This window comes from Oerskovia gallyi (genome assembly GCF_014836745.1).
Classification (GTDB): domain Bacteria; phylum Actinomycetota; class Actinomycetes; order Actinomycetales; family Cellulomonadaceae; genus Oerskovia; species Oerskovia paurometabola.
The window spans coordinates 1-19,343 of record NZ_JACSQE010000009.1 but is presented as its reverse complement, the minus strand read 5'-3'; the positions used below and the strand labels follow the sequence as shown (position 1 = coordinate 19,343).

The window sequence follows — 19,343 nt, the reverse complement described above, 5'->3', positions numbered from 1 at the left end:
CGTCGCCGCTCATCCATTACACACCGCGAAGGACCCCACGTGCGCATGCCCCACCTGCTCTACGGGCTGTACGAACGACGCCTCGCGGCCTCGCTGCCGCGCGAGGCCATGCCGCGCCACGTCGGCGTCATCCTCGACGGGAACCGTCGCTGGGCCAAGTCCTTCGGCGAGACCGCCGCGACCGGCCACCGTCGCGGCGCCGACAAGATCGCCGAGTTCCTCACCTGGAGCGAGGACCTCGGGATCGAGGTCGTCACGCTCTGGATGCTCTCGACGGACAACCTCTCGCGCTCGCGCGAGGAGCTCAGCGCGCTGCTCGACATCATCGAGGACGCCGTGTGCGACCTCGCCGAGACCGGCCGCTGGCGCCTGCGCGTCATGGGCCGCCTCGACCTCCTGCCCGAGCGCCTCGCCAAGGCGCTGCGTGACGCGGAGGAGCGGACGGCCGGGGTCGACGGGCTGCAGGTCAACGTCGCGATCGGGTACGGCGGTCGGCACGAGATCGCGGACGCCGTGCGGTCCTACCTGAGCGAGCAGGCCGCGAGCGGCGCCTCGCTCCAGGACCTCGCCGAGAACCTCGACGTCGAGCACATCGAGGAACACCTCTACACCAAGGGTCAGCCGGACCCCGAGCTCGTGATCCGTACGTCGGGGGAGCAGCGCCTGGGCGGGTTCCTGCTGTGGCAGAGCGCGCACGCCGAGTTCTACTTCTGCGAGGCGTACTGGCCGAGCTTCCGCCGGGTCGACTACCTGCGCGCCCTGCGGTCGTACTCGCAGCGCGAGCGTCGGCTCGGCAGGTAGGTCTCCCTCCGCGTCGTCGGGGTCGTCCGGAATACACCTCTCGCCCCGTCGGTTGTACCGCTCGAGTTCATACGAACGCATCTACCCGGGTGACGTGTGCCGACGAGGCCAGCGGCGCCGTCGGGCCGGTGCACCCCGCAGGATCGAGAGACACATGACCAGCAGCACCGCCGCACCCCCCACCGTCCACGAGCGCGCCACCACGCGCGAGGCCGCCGAGACCTGGGAGTCGCTCTTCCGCACCCAGGTCGCGCTCATGCGCCGGTTCCAGGCCGACGACGTCTGGGAAGAGCTGACGATGCGCGAGTACGACGTGCTCTTCACGCTCGCCGGCTGCCCCGAGGGCGGCACCCGCCTGCGCGACCTCAACGAGTACGTCCTCATCAGCCAGCCCTCGCTCAGCCGCATGGCCGAGCGCCTCGAGCAGCGCGGCCTCGTGGAACGCGTCCCCGCGCCCGACGACGCACGCGGCACGATCGTCCGCCTCACCCCCGAGGGCGCACGGCTCCAGAAGGAGATCGGGCGCAAGCACGTCCGCACCATCGGCGCCTACGTGGGCGCGGCCCTCGACGCCGACGAGCTCGCGACCCTCAAGGGCCTGCTCGACAAGCTCCGCGACGCCCAGGGTGACATCCCCGCGCGCGACGGGAGCAAGGCGTGAGCGTCGGCCCCCAGGCCGCTGGAGCGGCCGCCACCCCCCGCTCGCTGAGCGTCGTCGCCGTGACCGGCGGGGTCAGCTTCCCCTCGACCACGCGCGCCCTGACCGACCTGCTGCTCGACAAGACCGTGGCCCGGCTGACCGCCGCAGGCGTCCAGGTCGACGCCCGCACGATCGAGGTCCGCGACCACGCGCAGGACGTCGCGACCGCGACCGTGATCGGGATGCGCAGCGAGGAGCTCGAGCTCGCGCTCAAGACCGCCGAGCAGGCCGATCTGCTGATCGTCGCGACCCCCGTGTTCCGCGGCTCCTACTCGGGGATCTTCAAGTCCTTCTTCGACCTCGTCGACTCGCTCTCGATGGTCGACAAGCCCGTGCTGCTCGCCGCGACCGGCGGCACCGCCCGCCACACCCTCGTGATCGACCAGGCGCTGCGCCCCCTGTTCGCGTTCATGGGCGACCTGATCGTGCCCACGGGCGTGTTCGCGTCCAAGGAGGACTGGACGATCGAGCTCTTCCCCATGCCGTGGCTCGACGAGCGCGCCGAGCGGGCCGTGGGCCAGCTCGTGCGGTTCGCCGACCTGCCCGCGCCGGGCTGAGGCAGCGCGCCCGCCCGCGACACGCTCTGCCCCGGCGCCTGCCGGCGACCCGCCGGGCTGAGACGGACATTTACCCCATCCGTCCCCCCGTGGCCCTGCGCCGTTCACCCCCTCGCCACCTCTGACCGCTTGGCTCTGACGTGCCGGCCGGAACTCGACTCCGGACCGGACCAGACCTCGACAGGGAAGAGACCATGACTTCACGTGTACCGATGAAGTGGCTGCGGATCGCCGGGACCGGCGTCCTCGCGGCGGGTATCGCGATCTCCTCGACCACGCCGGCGCTCGCCGCGCCGTCCGCCGACCCCGGGGCGCCGGGACCGAAGAACATCATCCACCTCATCGGTGACGGGATGGGGTTCAACCAGGTCGACCTCGGCAGCCAGTTCGAGCACGGCCGCACGGCCTACCAGACCACCGTGAAGCCCGGCGGCGTCTCGACCCCGGTCCCCGGCCAGGCAGGCACGCAGGTGTACCAGGAGTTCCCGGTCGCCCTCGCGATGTCCACCTACCAGTTCGGCAACACGTACGACCCGGCCCAGAACTGGAGCAGCTTCTCCGCGCCGCTCAAGAGCTCGACCGACTCGGCCGCGGCCGCCACGACGCTCGCGACGGGCGTCAAGACGCTCAACAACGTGATCGGCCAGGACGAGAACCACGAGGACCTCAAGACCGTCGCCGAGCGCGCGCTCGAGCTGGGCAAGGCCACGGGCGTCGTCACCTCGGTGCCGTGGACCCACGCGACGCCCGCGTCCTACCTGGCGCACAACGAGCACCGCAACAACTACCACGACATCGCCGCCGACATGATGGACTCGGGCGCCAACGTGATCTTCGGTGCGGGCAACCCCTGGTACGACGACAACGGCGACAAGCGCGCGACCCCGAAGTACGACTACGTCGGCGAGACCGAGTGGACCAAGCTGGTCGACGGCCAGTCGGCGTTCGACCTGGTCGAGTCGAAGGACGACTTCCTCGCGCTCGCCGAGGGCGACACGCCCACGCACGTCCTGGGCACCGCGCAGGTCGCGGGCACGCTCCAGGCCGACCGCACGGCCCTGAAGCCGGGCGACGTGCCCTTCACCGCCCCCCAGAACGACAACGTCCCCTCGCTCCCGCAGATGACGGACGCCGCGCTCAACGTGCTGTCCAACGCCTCGGACGAGGGCTTCTTCGTCATGATCGAGGGCGGCGCGATCGACTGGGCCTCGCACGACAACAACACCGCGGGCGCGGTCGAGGAGCAGGTCGACTTCAACCGGACCATCGAGACGGTCGTGGACTGGGTCGAGGAGAACTCGAGCTGGGACGAGACCCTCGTCGTCATCACGGCCGACCACGAGTGCGGCTACCTCTCCGGCCCCGCCGCGAACCCGGCCTGGACCCCGGTCCAGGGCGTGCAGGGCGGCGCCCCGCAGGTCAGCTGGAACAGCGGCGGCCACACCAACCACCTCGTGCCCGTGTACGCCAAGGGCCCGGGCTCCGAGCTGCTCGCGGCCGCTGCGACGGGCACCGACCCGGTGCGGGGCGCGTACCTCGACAACGCCGACGTGGGCCGCGTCTCGAACGAGCTGTGGGCCGCGAACGCCGCGGACGGCATCCCGTTGCTCGCGACCGTGCCCGAGGCCGGCGAGGTGGGCGGCAAGCTCACGCTGTCGGTCGCGGACGCCGGTGCGGGCGTCGCGCTCACGGGTGGCGAGAACGTGGGCGACCGACTGCGCTTCGCGGGACGGCTCCCCGAGGTCTCGGTGACCGACTCGCGTGCGGCCGCCACGGTCGGCGCAGGCGGCTGGACCGTCTCGGGCCAGTCGAGCGACCTGACGTCGGGCCCGCGCACGCTGCGCGCCCAGAACCTCGGCTGGACCCCGGGCCTGGTCTCGGCCAAGGACGGCGTGAGCGCAGGCTCGCCCGTCGCGTCGCTCCTGGGCGGCGGCACGGGCCTCGCGGCACCGGCCACGCTCGCGACCGCGACGGCGGGAGGGCGTCTGGGCACCACGACGGTCTCGGCCGACCTGGCGCTCGAGGTCCCCGTCGACACCCGCGCGGGCGACTACGCGGGCGCCCTGACGGTCTCGCTCTTCCCGGTCGACTGACCGTCGACTCATGAACCGTCGGGCCCCGGTGCGCTCTCGTGGCGCACCGGGGCCCGACGGGCGTCTCCCGGCGGCGCACCTGTCCGCCCTCCCGTCCGTCCGCCCGCCCGCCCGACGGCGTCGCGCGCCACGTGCGCGCAGGTCGCCGACCGGAGCGGGTCGTGCACCCTCCCCCGCTCGGAGCCCATCGATGAACGTCCTCTCTCGCGCCGTCCGGCCCGCAGCCGTCCTCGCGCTCGCTCTTGCGTCACTGTCCGGACTGCCCGGCCCGTCCGCGACCGCGGCGTCCGACCCGGGCCCCGCGAAGACCACGTGGGCCGTCGAGCCCGCGACGGCCGACGGGCCCGACGGGCGCGTGTCGTTCCGCCTGACGGTCGACCCCGGCGGGCAGGCGGGCGACCACGTGACCGTGACCAACTTCAGCGACCATCCCGCGACGTTCGACGTGTACGCGAGCGACGGCGTCGTGACCGCGGACGGGCAGTTCGACCTGCTCCCCGCGGGCACGACCCCGGTCGACGGCGGCGCGTGGATCACGCTCGGCGAGGGACAGGCCGCCGGGCCGACCCAGCGCGTCGAGGTCGCCGCCGAGTCGTCGGTGACCGTACCGTTCACGGTCGCTGTCCCCGCCGACGCGACGCCCGGGGACCACCCGGCCGGGGTCGTCGCGGCCCTGGCCCGCCCCGAGGGTGACGGACGGGCCGTCACGTTCGACACGCGCGTGGGGGCGCGCCTGCACCTGCGGGTGGCGGGCGACCTGGTCCCGGTGCTCGCGCTCACGGACGTCCGCGCGACGTACGAGCCGAGCTGGAACCCGTTCGCGCCCGGTGCGGTGCGCGTGGACTACACGGTCGCGAACGAGGGCAACGTGCGCCTCGGTGCGGACACCCAGGTCGCGGGAGCCGGCCTCTTCGGCTGGAACGCTCGCGACGTCGTCGCGCCCGCCCAGCGCGAGGTGCTGCCCGGTCAGGAGACGAGGGGGAGCGTCGTGCTCGACGGCGTCTGGCCGCTGGGAAAGGCCTCGGGCGACCTGACCACGACCCCGCTCGTCGTGGGCGACGACGTGGTCGAGGTCGCGCTGGCCCAGGCGACCGGGAGCTATGCGGCGTGGACGCTGCCGTGGGTCCAGCTCGGGACGCTCCTCGTCCTGGTCGGGGTGGCGCTCGCGGTGCTGCGCGCGCGCCGGCGCCGCGAGGCACGCACGCAGGCCCGGATCGACGCGGCGGTCGCGGCGCGGACGGGCACCGCGGGTGCCGCGGATCCCACGAGCGCGGCGGCGTCGTCCTGACCAGGCTCTCCACCCGGCGCGGGCCGGACCCGCTGGCTACGATCGGGGCGTGCCTCCGACGATGAACGCTCCCACGACCGGGGACCCCTCGCGCACCGGTCCACGGCCGTTGCGCGTCGTGGTCGCGCCCGACTCGTTCAAGGGCTCCGCGACCGCCGCGGAGGTGGCCCGCCACCTCGCGGACGGGGTCCTGGTGGCGGCGCCGGACGCCGAGGTCAGGCTCCTGCCCATGGCCGACGGAGGCGAAGGCACTCTCGACGCGCTCCTGTCCGTGTGGGGGGTCGAGGCGCGCGAGGTCGGGACGGTCGACGCGATCGGGCGCCCTCGCCCGGCACGCTACGGGGTGTCCGCCGACGGCCGCATCGGCGTGGTCGAGCTCGCCGCGGCGAGCGGCCTGCCCGCGGTCAGCGACGTCGTCCTCCAGCCGCTCCACGCGCACACGCGCGGCACGGGAGCGGCGTGCGCGGCGGTCCTGGACGCCGGGGTCGAGGAGGTCGTCCTGTGCCTCGGCGGGTCCGCCTCGACGGACGGCGGCGCGGGCGTCCTCACGGGGCTCGGTGCCCGGCTCCTCGCGCACTCGCCGGCGACGGTCCCCTCGTCGACGGACGGGGAGCTCGCCGGGACGCTCGTGCCCGACGGCGGCGAGGGGCTCGCGCGCGTCGTCGGCCTCGACCTCGGGGGACTGCACCCGCGGGCCCGCGCGGTGCGATGGCGGCTGGCCGTCGACGTGACGAACCCGCTCGTGGGTGAGCGCGGGGCGGCGGCCGTGTTCGGGCCGCAGAAGGGGGCGAGCGACGCGGACGTCGCGTTCCTCGACGCCGCGCTCGAGCGCTGGGCCGACCTGCTCGAGCGCGAGACCGGGGTCCGCACGCACGACCTGTCGGGGGCGGGAGCCGCCGGTGGGGTACCCGCGGCCCTCGTCGCGGTGCTCGGCGCCGAGCTCGAGCACGGCGCGACCCTGGTCGCGCAGGCCGTCGGGCTGCCCGCGGCCGTCGCGGACGCGGACCTGGTGCTCACGGGCGAGGGTTCGTTCGACTCGCAGTCGGTCAACGGCAAGGTCGCCGACCGGATCGGGGCGCTCGCCGCCGCCGCGCCGGGCCACCCGCCCGTCGTGGTGATCGCCGGGCAGGTCCTGCTGCCCGCGCGTCAGGCGCGCGCCGCAGGGATCACGGCCGCGTTCTCGATCGCGCCCGGACCGATCGACCTCGAGGAGCTCGTGGGGCGCACCGCGAGCCGGCTGACCGAGGTCGCGGCGTCGGTCACGAGCCTGTACCTGGGGTCCGTGCGCCGCTGAGCCCGGATCATGCACTCAGCGCTTGGGCCAGTGCCACTGCGGCTGGTCGAGCGGTCCCTCACGGCCCGCGACGGTCGTCTCGCCGAGCTCCTTGACGAGCTCGACGTGCTCGAGCGCCGGGGAGGCGGCACGCGAACGGCCCGCCGCATCCTCCATGGCCCGGACCAGCGCGTGCGAGTGCGTCACGACCACGACCTGCGTGCGTCGCGCGGCTCCGGCGACCAGGGCCCCGAGCGCGGGCAGCAGCTCGGGGTGCAGGCTCGTCTCGGGCTCGTTGAGCACGAGCAGCTCGGGCGGGCGGGGCGTGAGCAGCGCCGCGACCCAGAGCAGGTACCGCAGCGTGCCGTCGGACAGCTCCGCGCTGCCGAGCGGACGCAGCAGACCGTGCTGGCGCAGCTCGAGCGAGAACCGGCCGTCGTCCGTCACACGCACGCGCACGCTCGACCCGGGGAACGCGTCCTCGACCGCGGCGTCCAGGTCGTCGGCCAGGCCCAGCTCGCGGATCGTCTCGAGGGCCGCGGCCAGGTCGGCGCCGTCGTGCGCGAGGACGGGGGTTCGGGTGCCGACGTGCGACGCACGGGCCGGGGCAAGGGCGTCGGTGCGGAACTGGTCGTAGAAGCGCCAGGACCGCAGGCGCTCGCGCACCAGCACGAGCTCGGGGGCGCCCACGGGGTCCACGACCTCCGAGAGCATGCTGTCGAACGACCTCAGCCGGCGCCCCGACACCTGCCACGAGCCGTCGTCGTCGCGCAGCCGGACCGAGGGGCCGTGCCGGTCGGCGACGAGCGTCGCGGGACGCAGCACAGGTCCCGACCAGACGACCTCGGTCTTGATCTCCGGATCCAGGCCGAACGACGCGCCGCCGTCCTGCGGCAGCCCCAGGTCGATCGCGTAGCCGAGGGCGCCGGACGCACCCGCTGACGCGGCGCCGTCGGGCAGGGGGTCCGGGCCGCTCGCGAAGCCCAGCCGCAGCGCGACCGGGCCACCGCGCACCGTGCCCTGGACGGGGTGCACGCCCTCGCGCACCGAGCGCCCGATGACCTCCGGACCGGCCCACAGCGTCGAGGGCAGGCCGCCCTCGCGGGCCAGGGCCCCGACCGCGCCGCCCAGCGCGCACTCGGCGAGCAGGCGCAGCGAGCGGTACAGGCTCGACTTGCCCACGCCGTTGGCGCCCGTCACGACCGTGAGACGGCCGAGCGGCAGGACGAGGTGCCGCAGCGAGCGGTAGCCCTCGATGGCGAGCGTCTCGATCATCCCGCCAGGCTAGGCGAGGCCACCCACGGCGTGCGCCGAGTGCGGAGTAGTTGTCGTTCCAGGACGTCCCGGACGACAACTGCTCCGCACTCAGCGGCAGGGGACCGTCAGTCCGTGATCGCGAGCCCGTCGATCTCGACCAGCATCTCCTCGCGGGGCAGGCCCGTGAAGACCGTCGTGCGGGCCGGCAGCACGCCACCCGGGCAGTTGGCCTCGACGAACGCGCCGTACGCGTCGTTCATGATCGGGAAGTCCTCGCGCTTGGTGAGGTAGACGCGCAGCATCACGACGTCGTCGAACGTGGCGCCCGCCCCCTCGACGATGGCCTTGACGTTCTCCAGGGTGCGCGTGGTCTGCGCCGCGACGTCCCCGGGGTATAGGTACTCGCTCGTCGCGGGGTCGACCGGGCCCTGACCCGAGACCTGGACGAACGGGCCCTTGCGCACACCCTGGTGGAAGGTGTGGGCCGGCGCCGGTGCGTGCGGGGTGCTGATCGGGGTCTTGGGGGTGCTCATCGTGTCTCTTTCTCTCGGGAGGGTGCAGGTGGTCCGGGGACCGGTGTCAGAACTCGGTGCCGACGACGTCGACGACCTGGTCGTCGTCGCCCACGACGGCCGCCACGCGCCACTTGTCGAACAGCGTGCACGGGTGCGAGATCCCGAACCCGACGACGTCGCCGGGCCGGATCTGCGTCGTGACGGGGGAGCTGCCCGCGGGCGTGGGGTCGATGGCGAGGTACAGGTGCTGGTCGTTGAGCCCGGTGACGCGGGCCCCCGCGAGGTCGTGCGCGGGGCGCAGGTCCCCGATCTCGTCGAGCGTGCGCAGCCACAGGGCCGTGGGCAGGTCGATGTCGTAGGACACGTCGCGCCGCCCGACGCCGCACAGCACGAGGCCGGGCTCGGGGACCGAGAGCACCTGCCCCCACACGACGGCGGCCGCGTGCATGGGCTCGCCGCCCGGGATGCGGTCCCAGGGGTCCATGCGTGCGCAGAAGCCGTGGTCGTGCGTGACGTACGCGCCCGAGCGCACGACGACCCGCACGTCGCGCGTGGCCGAGGAGCCGTCCGGTCCGTCGGTCCCGGCGCTGCCCGGGATCGTGAGCGGGCCGGGGAGCTCGGCCAGCACGACGTCGAGGAACGAGCTGCCGCCCGCGGTCACGACCACGGGCTCGCCGTCGGGCACGAGGCCCTCGCGGACGAACGCGGCCGCGACGTCGCGCAGGCCCCGGCAGTAGGCCGTGACCTTGGCGAGGTCCTCGGGCGTGGTGCCGCCAGCGGCCGACCCCTCGTACCCGGCGACGCCCGGCACGCGCAGGCCCGCGGCGCGCACCGCGCGGGCCAGGCCCAGCGCGTCGGCCGTGCTGCGCACGCCCGTGCGACCGCCCGGGACGCCGACCTCGACGAGCACGCCGAGCCCGGCGACGACCTCGGCGGGCGCCCCCGCGAAGCCGCGCGTGAGGAGCCCGACGCCCTCGATCGAGTCGACGTACACCCACGCCTCGAACGGCGTGCCGCCCGGTGCGACGGAGGCCTCGAGCTCGCGGCGCAGCCACGCGATGTCGCGCGGGTCCATGAGCTCGTTCGCGAGGAACACCCGCTCGACCCCCCACGTGCGCACGACGCGGAGCTGGGCGGGGTTCGCGACGGTCGCGCCCCACGCCCCGGCGCGCGCCTGGCGCGCGTAGAGCGAGCGGGACATCGCGGTCTTGACGTGCGGCGCGTGCTCGACGCCGTGCTCGGCGCACAGGCGCGCCATGAGCGCGACGTTGTGGTCGAGCGCCGCGTCGTCGAGCGTCAGCAGCGGCCAGGAGAAGGCGTCGTCGGTGATGCGGGGGGAGTCCGCGAGGACGTCGGCGACGGTCCGTTCGGCGTCGAGCCGCAGGCCCTTGGTCGCGGGTCCGACGACGAGGCTCGGGTCCCCCGGCACGCTCGCGCGGCCGGACGGTTGGGTGGGGTGGGTCATGCGTTCCTCCCGGTGGGTTCGTAGCCGCAGCGCACGGAGCCCATCCCGGCGGAGACCGCGCGGGCGGCCTGCACGACGAGGGGGCCCAGCTCGCGCACCCGTGCGGGCGGCATGTGCGAGGCGAGGGCGGAGACGGAGAGCGCGCCGATCGCGGTCTCCGTGTGGTCGACGACGGCGGCCGCGACGCAGCGCACCTCGGCCTCGTTCTCGCGGTCGTCGATCGCGTAGCCGCGCTGGGCGACCGTGCGGATCTCGGCCCGCAGGTGGTCGGGGTCGGTGACGGTACGGGACGTGACGGCGGGCATGGGGTGCTCGAGGACGGCGTCGAGGAGGTCGGCGTCGCTCGCCGCGAGGATCGCCTTGCCGACGCCCGTGCAGTACAGCGGCATGCGACGCCCGATGCGCGAGGCCATCCGCACGACCGCGGTGTTCTCCTTCTTGTCGATGTAGACGACGTCGAGGCCGTCGTGCACGACGAGGTGGCACGTGGCCCCCGAGGCGCGCATGAGCGCCGCGAGGTGCGGTTCGGCGACCGTGCGCAGGTCGAGCCCTTCGAGGTATGCCTGGCCGAGCCGGAGCGTCCCGGCGCCGAGCACGAAGCGCCCGGTCGGGGTGCGCCGGACGAGATGGACCTCGACGAGCGGGGCGAGCAGGCGCGAGACCGTGCTCTTGTGCGTCCCGAGGACGTCCGCGAGCTCGACGAGGCTCAGGCCGCGCGCCGCGTCGTGACGCAGCGCGTCGAGGATCCCGAGCGCTCGCCGCAGCGACTGGGACGAGTTCCTGCTCGCGGTGTCGGCGGTCGCGGCGGCGGTGGTCGCGGTGGCCCGCGGGCCGGCCGTCACGCGCGGTCCGCCGTGACGGCCGGTCGCAGCGCGCGCCCGGGGGTGGCCCCGGTGGGCAGGCCGCCCGCGAGCACCGGGACGCCGGCGACGAGCACGTCGTCGATCCCGGTCGCGGGACGGCGCGGGTCCTCGTAGGTCGCGACGTCCTGCACGGTCTCGGGGTCGAGCAGCACGACGTCGGCGCGCGCGCCGGGCACCAGGCGGCCCCGGTCGGTGAACCCGAAGCGCTCGGCGGCGGCCGTCGACAGGTGCCGCTCGGCGTCGTGCCACGTCCAGTCGCCCAGCGTGCGCACGTGCTCGGCGAGGAAGCGCGCGAACGCGCCCCAGCCGCGCGGGTGGGGCCGTCCGCCCTGGTAGATGGCGTCGGACCCGCCCATCTGGGCGGGGTGGCGCAGCAGGGTGCGGACGGACTCGGGGGAGTTGGTCGGCGGCTGGGCGAACACGCAGCCCGCGCGCAGGTGCGTCGAGACGAGGATGCGCAGCGTCGTCTCGACGGGGTCGAGGCCGAGCCGGTCGGCGACGTCGAGCAGGGCCATGCCCTCGCTCCACCGCAGCTCGCCGGGGACGGCGGCCATGGTCACGCGCTCCCAGAGGTCGGCGAGCCCGGGGAAGTGCTCGGCCTGGAGGCGAGCGACGACGTCGGGGTCCTGGAGCATCGCGACCGTGGCGTCCGGGTCCGCGATGGGCAGCCACGTGGGCAGCGAGACCATCGACAGGATCGAGGCGCCGCGAAGGTACGGGTAGGAGTCGAACGTGACGTCGAGACCGGCCGCGTGCGCGTCCTCGACGTAGCCCACGAGCTCGGCCGCGGGGCCGTGGTAGTGCGAGACGTGGGTCGCGACGCCCGACGCCCGGGCGACCCTGACGAGCTCGGCCATCGCGGTCCCGGCCTTGTCCTCGTAGCCGCGCATGTGGCTCACGTGCGGCAGGTCGCGCTCGGCGAGGACGCGGGCCAGGGCGACGAGCTCGTCGTCGGTCGCGTTCGAGGCCGGGGCGTACTCGAGGCCCGTGGACATGCCGCACGCACCGTCGTCGAGCGCCTCGCGCAGGAGCGCGACCATGCGATCGGTCTCCTCGGGCGTCGCGGGGCGGGCCGCGCCACCCAGCACGCCGTAGCGCAGCGTGCCGTGCGGCACGAGGTAGGCGACGTTGAGCGGCGTGGTGCCGTCGTAGGTCGCGAGCAGGTCCGCGACCGAGCCGCCCCGGAACGTGGGGTGCTCGCCGTTGATCGCGCTGAAGTAGCCCGTGGCCCAGGTGTGTGCGTCGGGGGTGCCGTCCGCGACGGGCAGGGGCGCGGAGGGGGCGTAGGAGACGCCGTCCTGCCCGACGACGATGCTCGTGACGCCCTGGCGCAACATCGCGAGCTGCACGTCAGGGTCCAGGACCGCGGCCTCGCCGTGCACGTGGGAGTCGACGAAGCCGGGGAACGCGATGCGCCCCGCGGCCTCGATCACGAGCGCCCCCGCGGGGACGGGCACGGTGCTCGCGAGGACGACGTCGTCGATCGTGTCGCCCGCGACCAGCAGGTCGACGGGCTCCGACAACCCCTCCGGGGTCGTGAGCCGTGCGCCGCGGACGACGAGCGTCACCGGCTGCTCCGTGGTGCTCATGCCTGTCCCTCCGAGTGCTCGTCGCGTCCCTCGACCCAGCCGCCCACGCCCGCCCAGCCGCCCGCCGCCATCTCCTGGTCGAGGTGGCGCAGGAAGCCGTGCACGCCCGGACGCTGCTGCCAGGGCCTCGGCCCGTCGAGCGGGCGGTACTCGACCCCTGCCGCGTCGAGGCGCGGCAGGTGGTCGTGCTCGAGCCGCGCGAGGAACTCGGCCGAGGACGACCCGCCCGGGGTGCGCTCCGCCGTCGGGCTCCAGACGACCTCCGCGAACGCCGCGAGGCGCGGGAACGCCGCGTAGTCGACGCGGCGCGGGGAGTCGAGGTGCTCGGACCAGACCTCGGCCTGCGCGCCCAGCAGGCGGCCGGGCGCGGAGTCGAGGCCCGGATACTGCGCGAGGACCTCGGGCGGGAACGGGTCGAACGCGTAGACGTCCTCGACCGTGCGCAGGAAGCCGACGGGCACGGGCTCGTCCTCGCCGTCGCCCGCACGGTGGTCCAGGTAGACGACCTGCTCGGGGGCCATGACGACGTCGTTGCCCGCCTCGAGCGCGTCTGCGCCGACCGTGAAGCCGCGCCACGCGGTCACGACGACGTCGCGCGGGAGCTGCGCGCCGAAGCCCTCGTCCCACACGACCGCACGACGGCCCCGGGCCGTGACGTGCTCGCTCAGGCGGGCCAGGAACCAACCCGCGAGGTCGGCGACGTCCGCGAGGCCGCGCTCCTCGGCGAGGGTCACGATCGCGGGGTTCTCGCGCCACAGCGTCGTGGGGACCTCGTCGCCGCCGATCGCGACCCAGGGGGAGTCGAAGACGTCGAGGACCTCGTCCAGCACGTGCTTGAAGAACTCGAGCGCCTCGTCCGACGGGTCGAGGACCTCGGTGCTCACGCCCCACGTGGTGCGCACCGCGTGCGGCGCCTTGCGGGTCCCGAGGAACGGGTAGGCCGCGACGGCCGCCTCGACGTGCCCGGGCGCGTCGATCTCCGGCACGACGACGACGCCCCGCTCGCGCGCGTAGGCGACGATCTCGCGCAGGTCGTCCTGGGAGTAGAAGCCGCCGTGCGGGCGACCGTCGAAGACGCCCGTACGCCACGTCCCGACGTTCGACTCGGTGCGCCAGCCGCCCACCTCGGTGAGGAGCGGGTAGCGGTGGACCTGCATGCGCCAGCCCTGGTCGTCCGTGAGGTGGAGCTGGAGGACGTTGAGCTTGTGCGCCGCCGCGAGGTCGACGAACCGCAGCACCTCGCGCTTGGGCAGGAAGTGCCGGGCGACGTCGAGCAGCACGCCTCGCCAGCCGAAGCGCGGGTGGTCCTCGATCGTGAGGGCGGGCAGCCGGACGGCGTCCGCGGGGACACCGGGGACCGGCGCGGCGACCGGCGCCGTGCGGTACGCCTGCGGTCCCGCGAGCTGGCGCAGCGTCTGGACGCCCGCGTGGGCGCCGGCCGCGTCGGCGGCCGTGAGCAGCACGGCCTGCGGGGTGATCTCGAGGCGGTAGCCGCCCGCGGGCCGCGACGCGTCGAGGGCGAGGGTCACGCCCGTGGGAGCGATGCCGTCGGGCTGGTCCTCGGCCGTGACGGGACCGAACGGCAGCTCGAGGCCGAACGCGTCCTCGGTGACCCGGCGCCACCAGCGCGCGGCGGCGGCCAGGGCGGGGTCCGTGCGGACCGGCGTGCCGTCGGTCAGCGGGAACGAGCCGGCGGCAGGCTGCAGGCTCACGGGTGCGGGCAGGAGCCCGGGTGTGGGGGTGGGGGCGCTCACGCGTCGAGCCTAACCACGGCTCGGCGCTCGAGGTGTGCCGCGCACAGGGGTTGTTGTGCACTGCACGACACTTCTCGGGGGCGATCCAGGTGTCGGTGGCGCGGCCTAGGCTCGCGGGCATGTCCGCGCAGAAGCTCCGCCTCCTCGACTCGTTCTTCACGCTCGCGCACGAGCCCCACTCGTCGTTCCCCGACGACGACGAGTGGGTCGCGCTCGTCCGCGCACCCGAGGGGCTGACCGTCCTGCGCGAGGCCTCGCCCTTCGGCGGCGGCGGCGACCGGTGGGCGGGGTTCTACGGCGACCCCCACGGACTCGGCAAGCCCGGCATGCTCGCGGCGATCGTGGGCCCGCTCGCCCAGGCGGGGATCGCGGTCTTCGTCGCGTCGACGTTCCACGCGGACCTGGTGCTGGTCCCCGAGGACTCGGTCGAGTCCGCCGCGGACGTGCTCACCGACGCGGGGCACACCGTCACGCGGGGACGCTGACGGGCCGCCGGTGCTGACGGGCCGCCGGTGCTGACGGGCCGCCGACGGGGCGGGCGGGAGCCTGACGAGCGCCGACGGGCCGCTCAAGGTTGCGCAAGCGAACGCAAACCGCTTGCGCTCTGCGTATAGTCAGCAGCATGTCCAGACGACTTGCCGAGGTGGCCAAGAAGGTCGGTGTCAGCGAGGCCACGGTCAGCCGCGTGCTCAACGGCAAGCCCGGGGTCTCCCAGGCGACGCGCGACTCCGTCCTCACGGCCCTCGACGTGCTCGGGTACGAGCGCCCCACCAAGCTGCGCGGTGAGCGCGGACGGCTCGTCGGCCTCGTGCTCCCCGAGCTCGCCAACCCCATCTTCCCGGCGTTCGCCGAGGTCATCGGCGGGGCGCTCGCGCAGCAGGGGTTCACGCCCGTGCTCTGCACACGCACCGCGGGCGGCATCACCGAGTCCGAGTACATCGACCTGCTCCTCGGCCAGCAGGTCTCGGGCGTGCTCTTCGCGGGCGGGTTCTACGCCCAGCGCGAGGCGGACCACGAGCCGTACCGGCGCCTCGCCGAGCGCAACCTGCCCGTCGTCCTCATGAACGCCTCGATCGAGTCGCTCGACTTCCCGCGGGTCTCGTGCGACGACGTCGTCGCCATGAACCAGGCGCTCGGGCACCTGCTGTCGCTGGGGCACCGCCGGATAGGGCTGCTGCTCGGTCCCACGGACCACATCCCGTCCGAGCGCAAGCTCGCCGCGGCCCACGCGCTCGCGGCCCGCCACGGCGTGACCATCGACCCCGCGCTCGTCCAGCACAGCCAGTACTCGCTCGAGAGCGGCCAGGCCGCCTCGGTGCGGCTCCTCGACGCCGGAGCCACGGCGATCGTGTGCGCGAGCGACCCGCTCGCGCTCGGCGCGATCCGGGCTGTGCGCCGGGCCGGCAAGCAGGTGCCGACCGACGTCTCGGTCGTGGGCTACGACGACTCGGCGCTCATGAACTCGACCGATCCCGCGCTCACGACCGTCCGCCAGCCCATCGAGCCCATGGGGCGTGCGGCCGTCGACCTGCTCGCGAGCATGATCGCGGGGGCCGACGTGTCGCGCGACGAGCTGCTGTTCGAGCCCGAGCTCGTGGTGCGCGGCTCGACCGCGCCGTTGCGGAGCGCCACGACCGACTAGCCACGCGCCGCCGACGAGGGCGCCGTCCCGGGGGATCCCGGGGCGGCGCCCTCCGTGCTGCCCGCGTCTGCCACCGTCCGCCCCGGCCCCTGCCAGCCGTCGAGTGCGGAGTAGTTGCACCGCCCGCGCCTTCACGGGAGCAACTACTCCGCACACAGCGAGGGGTTCCCCGGCGAAGGTCGCGTTTTCATAACGCTCCTGTCGAGTTCTTGCGTGATTGCTGTCGAGTGATTACGTTGATCCCCAGACGCCGGATCCCGCGGATCGGGAGTCCAGCGGCACACCCACCCGGGTCGCCGCGCTCGACGAGGAGCACCCGTTCACGGCTGAACGGGACGGACGGAAGACGAGGACACGGTGCGCGAGGACGACTCGACCCGAGGGACCGACCCCACCTGGTGGCGGGACGCGGTCATCTACCAGGTGTACGTGCGCAGCTTCGCGGACGGCGACGGCGACGGCACGGGCGACCTGGCCGGCGTGCGGCAGCACCTGCCGTACCTGCGAGACCTGGGTGTCGACGCCATCTGGTTCACCCCCTGGTACCTGTCCCCGCTCGCCGACGGCGGCTACGACGTCGCGGACTACCGCGAGATCGACCCCCAGTTCGGCACGCTCACCGAGGCCGAGCAGCTCATCGCCGCGGCGCGCGAGCTGGGCATCCGCACCATCGTCGACGTCGTGCCCAACCACGTCTCGGCCGCGCACCGCTGGTTCCAGGCCGCGCTCGCCGCCGGCCCCGGCTCGCCTGAGCGCGAGCGCTTCTGGTTCCACCCCGGCAAGGGCCCGGGTGGCGACGAGATGCCCACGCACTGGGTCTCCGACTTCCAGGGCACCACCTGGACCCGCACCACGAACCCCGACGGCACGCCCGGCGAGTGGTACCTGCACCTGTTCACGCCCGAGCAGCCCGACCTCAACTGGAACCATCCCGACGTCCGGCGTGAGCACGAGGACATCCTGCGGTTCTGGTTCGACCGCGGCGCCGCGGGCATCCGGATCGACTCCGCGGCCCTGCTCGTCAAGGACGCCACGCTGCCCGAGGTCCCGGCCCACCCCGGCCCCGGCGAGCACCCGCACGTCGACCGCGATGAGATCCACGACGTCTACCGCGGCTGGCGCGCCGTCGCCGAGTCCTACGACGAACCGCGCGTCCTCGTCGGGGAGGTCTGGCTCGCCGACCGCGCCCGGTTCGCGCAGTACCTGCGCCCCGACGAGATGCACACCGCGTTCAACTTCGACTTCATGGCGCGCCCCTGGGACGCCAAGGCCCTGCGCGAGTCCGTCCAGACCACGCTCGACGCGCACGCCCCCGTGGGCGCCCCCGCCACGTGGGTCCTGTCCAACCACGACGTGACCCGCCCCGTGACGCGCTACGGCCGCGAGGACAGCGCGTTCGCGTTCGGGGCCAAGCGCTTCGGGACGCCGACCGACCTTGCCGCGGGCCGCCGTCGGGCACGGGCGGCCGCCCTGCTGTCCGCCGCGCTCCCCGGCTCGCTGTACGTCTACCAGGGCGACGAGCTCGGCCTGCCCGAGGTCGAGGACCTCCCGCTCGACGTCATCAACGACCCCATGCACTTCCGGTCCGGGGGAGTGGACCCCGGCCGCGACGGCTGCCGCGTCCCCCTGCCGTGGACGCGCGGCGGCACCAGCCACGGGTTCGGGCCCGACGGCGGAGCCCACCCCTGGCTGCCCCAGCCCGCGGGGTGGGGCGACCTGTCGGTCGAGGCGCAGGTCGGCGACGACGCCTCGATGCTCAGCCTCTACCGCCAGGTCCTCGCGCTGCGCCGCACCGAGCCCGCGTTCCGCGGCGACTTCGCGTGGGCCGACGACGTCCTCGTGGGCAACAGCACGGCCGACGCGACCGGCGACCTCCTCGCGTTCACGCGCGGCGACGTGCTGTGCGTCGTCAACCTCGGACCCGCCGTCCCGCTGCCCGCCGGGTACGACGTGCTCCTGACGAGCGCCGACCTCACGCAGAGCGCCGCAGGCGCCCTGCTCCCCACCGACACGGCCGCATGGCTCCGGCGCACCCCGCCCGGCCACGCGACCGGCACCACCCCCGCCTGACACCCGCCCGACCCGCACACCCGCCCGACAAGGAGCAGAGACAATGAAGTCCACACGCCGCGCGATCGCCCTCACCCTCGTGGGGGCCCTCACCGCCACCGCCCTCGCCGCCTGCTCGAGCTCCGGCTCGGGCGACGACGAGTCCGCCGACGGGAAGACCACCCTCAAGGTCGTCTCCCTCCTGCCCGGCTCCGAGCCCGAAGCCATCGACGCCTTCAACGAGCAGGTCGAGCAGTTCGAGGACGCCAACCCCGACATCGACGTCGTGCCCGAGGAGTACGAGTGGAAGGCGACCACGTTCGCCGCCCAGCTCGCCGGCGGCACCCTGCCCGACGTGTTCGAGATCCCGTTCACCGACGCCAAGACCCTCGTCGAGAACAAGCAGATCGCGGACCTCGACACCCAGTTCCGCACCCTGCCCTACGCCGACAAGTTCAACCCCGCCATCATCGACGCCGGCACCGGACCCGACGGCCACGTCTACGCCATCCCTGCCAAGAACGTCTACGGCGTCGGCCTCCACTACAACCGCGCCCTGTTCGAGTCCGCAGGCCTCGACCCCGACTCGCCGCCCACCTCCTGGGACCAGGTCCGCGAGTACGCCAAGAAGATCGCCGACGCCAACCCCGGCGTCGCGGGCTACGCCCAGATGACGCAGAACAACACCGGCGGCTGGCAGCTCACCGTCAACACCTACTCGCGCGGCGGCCGCGTCCAGGACGTCGCCGACGACGGCACGGCCACCGAGTCGCTCGACAACGACGGCACCAAGGAAGCCCTCGAGTTCCTCAAGACGCTGCGCTGGGAGGACAACTCCATGGGCAGCAACTTCCTCCTCGACTGGGGCACCATGAACGAGGCCTTCGCCGCCGGACAGGTCGGCATGTACACGTCGGGCTCCGACGTCTACACCTCGATGGTCCAGTCCAACGGGCTCGACCCCGCGACCTACGGGCTCACCGCGCTGCCCCTCGACGGCGGCGACGCCGGCGTCCTCACGGGCGGCACCCTCGCCGCGATGCCCGCCAAGGCCACCGACGAGAAGAAGGCCGCCGCCGTCAAGTGGATCGACTTCTTCTACCTCAACAAGCTCGTCGACCAGGACGCCGCCGTCAAGGACGCCCAGACGCTCGTCGCGAGCGACCAGCCCGTCGGCACGCCAGTGCTCCCCATGTTCAGCAAGGAGCAGTACCTCGAGAACCAGGAATGGATCAAGGACTACATCAACGTCCCGCTGAACCAGATGACCGGGTACACCGACACCATGTTCGACCTGCCCCTCGTCGGTGAGCCGTCGCAGAAGACGCAGGAGATCTATGCGCTCATGGACCCCGTCGTGCAGGCCGTGCTGACGGACCAGAACGCCGACATCGACAGGCTGCTGGCGGACGCGAACAAGCAGGCCCAGGCGCTGCTCGACCAGGGGTGATTCCCTCCGTGGGGGGGGGGGGGGGGGGGGGGGGGGGGGGGGGGGGG

At 73.9% G+C, this 19,343-nt stretch carries 16 protein-coding genes; 10 read left to right on the top strand and 6 right to left on the bottom strand.

From position 1 onward, the window contains the following. Nucleotides 1-39: 39 nt before the first annotated feature. The 6 genes from H9640_RS11955 (at nucleotide 40) to H9640_RS11930 (ending at nucleotide 6,733) form a co-directional block, all read left to right on the top strand. Nucleotides 40-801, top strand: coding sequence for an isoprenyl transferase (locus H9640_RS11955; RefSeq protein WP_191790934.1), 762 nt, complete (start codon nucleotides 40-42; stop codon nucleotides 799-801). A 154-nt stretch (nucleotides 802-955) separates the two neighbouring features. After that, nucleotides 956-1,462 carry a MarR family winged helix-turn-helix transcriptional regulator gene (locus H9640_RS11950; protein WP_191790933.1) on the top strand — a complete coding sequence of 169 codons (507 nt, stop codon included), beginning with the start codon at nucleotides 956-958 and terminating at the stop codon, nucleotides 1,460-1,462. Beyond that, a complete protein-coding gene (locus H9640_RS11945; protein WP_191790932.1) occupies nucleotides 1,459-2,058 on the top strand; it encodes a CE1759 family FMN reductase in 600 nt (199 codons plus the stop codon). Before H9640_RS11950 ends, H9640_RS11945 begins: the two co-directional genes overlap by 4 nt. Before the next feature lie 194 nt (nucleotides 2,059-2,252). Then, the gene (locus H9640_RS11940; RefSeq protein WP_191790931.1) at nucleotides 2,253-4,151 is read left to right on the top strand and encodes an alkaline phosphatase; all 1,899 of its coding nucleotides are present in this window, start codon (nucleotides 2,253-2,255) and stop codon (nucleotides 4,149-4,151) included. 190 nt (nucleotides 4,152-4,341) lie between these two features. Further along, nucleotides 4,342-5,439, top strand: a complete 1,098-nt coding sequence (locus tag H9640_RS11935) for a WxL protein peptidoglycan domain-containing protein (RefSeq protein WP_191790930.1) — start codon at nucleotides 4,342-4,344, stop codon at nucleotides 5,437-5,439. 61 nt (nucleotides 5,440-5,500) lie between these two features. Then, nucleotides 5,501-6,733, top strand: a complete 1,233-nt coding sequence (locus H9640_RS11930; protein WP_191791077.1) for a glycerate kinase — start codon at nucleotides 5,501-5,503, stop codon at nucleotides 6,731-6,733. A 15-nt stretch (nucleotides 6,734-6,748) separates the two neighbouring features. On the opposite strand, the gene H9640_RS11925 is transcribed toward H9640_RS11930, so the two are convergent. From H9640_RS11925 to H9640_RS11900, 6 genes are all read right to left on the bottom strand, one after another. After that, nucleotides 6,749-7,987: an AAA family ATPase gene (locus H9640_RS11925; RefSeq protein ID WP_191790929.1), complete on the bottom strand. Its 1,239-nt coding sequence runs from the start codon at nucleotides 7,985-7,987 to the stop codon at nucleotides 6,749-6,751. A gap of 107 nt (nucleotides 7,988-8,094) precedes the next feature. Beyond that, entirely contained in the window at nucleotides 8,095-8,502 is a 408-nt protein-coding gene (locus H9640_RS11920) for a RidA family protein (protein ID WP_138823291.1), read from the bottom strand. Between the two features lie 46 nt (nucleotides 8,503-8,548). Further along, nucleotides 8,549-9,949, bottom strand: a complete 1,401-nt coding sequence (locus H9640_RS11915; RefSeq protein ID WP_191790928.1) for a type III PLP-dependent enzyme domain-containing protein — start codon at nucleotides 9,947-9,949, stop codon at nucleotides 8,549-8,551. Next, nucleotides 9,946-10,791 carry an IclR family transcriptional regulator gene (locus tag H9640_RS11910; RefSeq protein ID WP_191790927.1) on the bottom strand — a complete coding sequence of 282 codons (846 nt, stop codon included), beginning with the start codon at nucleotides 10,789-10,791 and terminating at the stop codon, nucleotides 9,946-9,948. Before H9640_RS11910 ends, H9640_RS11915 begins: the two co-directional genes overlap by 4 nt. Further along, nucleotides 10,788-12,401, bottom strand: coding sequence for an N-acyl-D-amino-acid deacylase family protein (locus tag H9640_RS11905; RefSeq protein ID WP_191790926.1), 1,614 nt, complete (start codon nucleotides 12,399-12,401; stop codon nucleotides 10,788-10,790). Before H9640_RS11905 ends, H9640_RS11910 begins: the two co-directional genes overlap by 4 nt. Continuing rightward, on the bottom strand, nucleotides 12,398-14,155 hold the full coding sequence (locus H9640_RS11900) for a beta-N-acetylhexosaminidase (RefSeq protein WP_191790925.1): 1,758 nt from the start codon (nucleotides 14,153-14,155) through the stop codon (nucleotides 12,398-12,400). Before H9640_RS11900 ends, H9640_RS11905 begins: the two co-directional genes overlap by 4 nt. A gap of 119 nt (nucleotides 14,156-14,274) precedes the next feature. On the opposite strand from H9640_RS11900, the gene H9640_RS11895 reads away from it, so the two are divergent. The 4 genes from H9640_RS11895 to H9640_RS11880 all read left to right on the top strand — a co-directional run bounded on the left by H9640_RS11895 (nucleotide 14,275) and on the right by H9640_RS11880 (nucleotide 19,296). Beyond that, a complete protein-coding gene (locus H9640_RS11895; RefSeq protein ID WP_191790924.1) occupies nucleotides 14,275-14,640 on the top strand; it encodes an ACT domain-containing protein in 366 nt (121 codons plus the stop codon). Nucleotides 14,641-14,777: 137 nt separating this feature from the next. Next, nucleotides 14,778-15,797, top strand: a complete 1,020-nt coding sequence (locus H9640_RS11890) for a LacI family DNA-binding transcriptional regulator (protein WP_191790923.1) — start codon at nucleotides 14,778-14,780, stop codon at nucleotides 15,795-15,797. A 357-nt stretch (nucleotides 15,798-16,154) separates the two neighbouring features. Continuing rightward, nucleotides 16,155-17,867 (top strand): glycoside hydrolase family 13 protein, encoded by a 1,713-nt coding sequence (locus H9640_RS11885; RefSeq protein WP_191790922.1) that lies wholly within the window; start codon nucleotides 16,155-16,157, stop codon nucleotides 17,865-17,867. A gap of 43 nt (nucleotides 17,868-17,910) precedes the next feature. Further along, a complete protein-coding gene (locus H9640_RS11880; RefSeq protein ID WP_191790921.1) occupies nucleotides 17,911-19,296 on the top strand; it encodes an ABC transporter substrate-binding protein in 1,386 nt (461 codons plus the stop codon). Nucleotides 19,297-19,343: the final 47 nt, after the last annotated feature.

Coding starts and splice junctions, on each gene's coding strand:
- H9640_RS11925 (WP_191790929.1), bottom strand. CDS start 7,987: ATGATCGAGACGCTCGCCATCGAGGGCTACCGCTCGCTGCGGCACCTC.
- H9640_RS11890 (WP_191790923.1), top strand. CDS start 14,778: ATGTCCAGACGACTTGCCGAGGTGGCCAAGAAGGTCGGTGTCAGCGAG.
- H9640_RS11930 (WP_191791077.1), top strand. CDS start 5,501: ATGAACGCTCCCACGACCGGGGACCCCTCGCGCACCGGTCCACGGCCG.
- H9640_RS11920 (WP_138823291.1), bottom strand. CDS start 8,502: ATGAGCACCCCCAAGACCCCGATCAGCACCCCGCACGCACCGGCGCCG.
- H9640_RS11880 (WP_191790921.1), top strand. CDS start 17,911: ATGAAGTCCACACGCCGCGCGATCGCCCTCACCCTCGTGGGGGCCCTC.
- H9640_RS11905 (WP_191790926.1), bottom strand. CDS start 12,401: ATGAGCACCACGGAGCAGCCGGTGACGCTCGTCGTCCGCGGCGCACGG.
- H9640_RS11915 (WP_191790928.1), bottom strand. CDS start 9,949: ATGACCCACCCCACCCAACCGTCCGGCCGCGCGAGCGTGCCGGGGGAC.
- H9640_RS11935 (WP_191790930.1), top strand. CDS start 4,342: ATGAACGTCCTCTCTCGCGCCGTCCGGCCCGCAGCCGTCCTCGCGCTC.
- H9640_RS11895 (WP_191790924.1), top strand. CDS start 14,275: ATGTCCGCGCAGAAGCTCCGCCTCCTCGACTCGTTCTTCACGCTCGCG.
- H9640_RS11950 (WP_191790933.1), top strand. CDS start 956: ATGACCAGCAGCACCGCCGCACCCCCCACCGTCCACGAGCGCGCCACC.
- H9640_RS11940 (WP_191790931.1), top strand. CDS start 2,253: ATGACTTCACGTGTACCGATGAAGTGGCTGCGGATCGCCGGGACCGGC.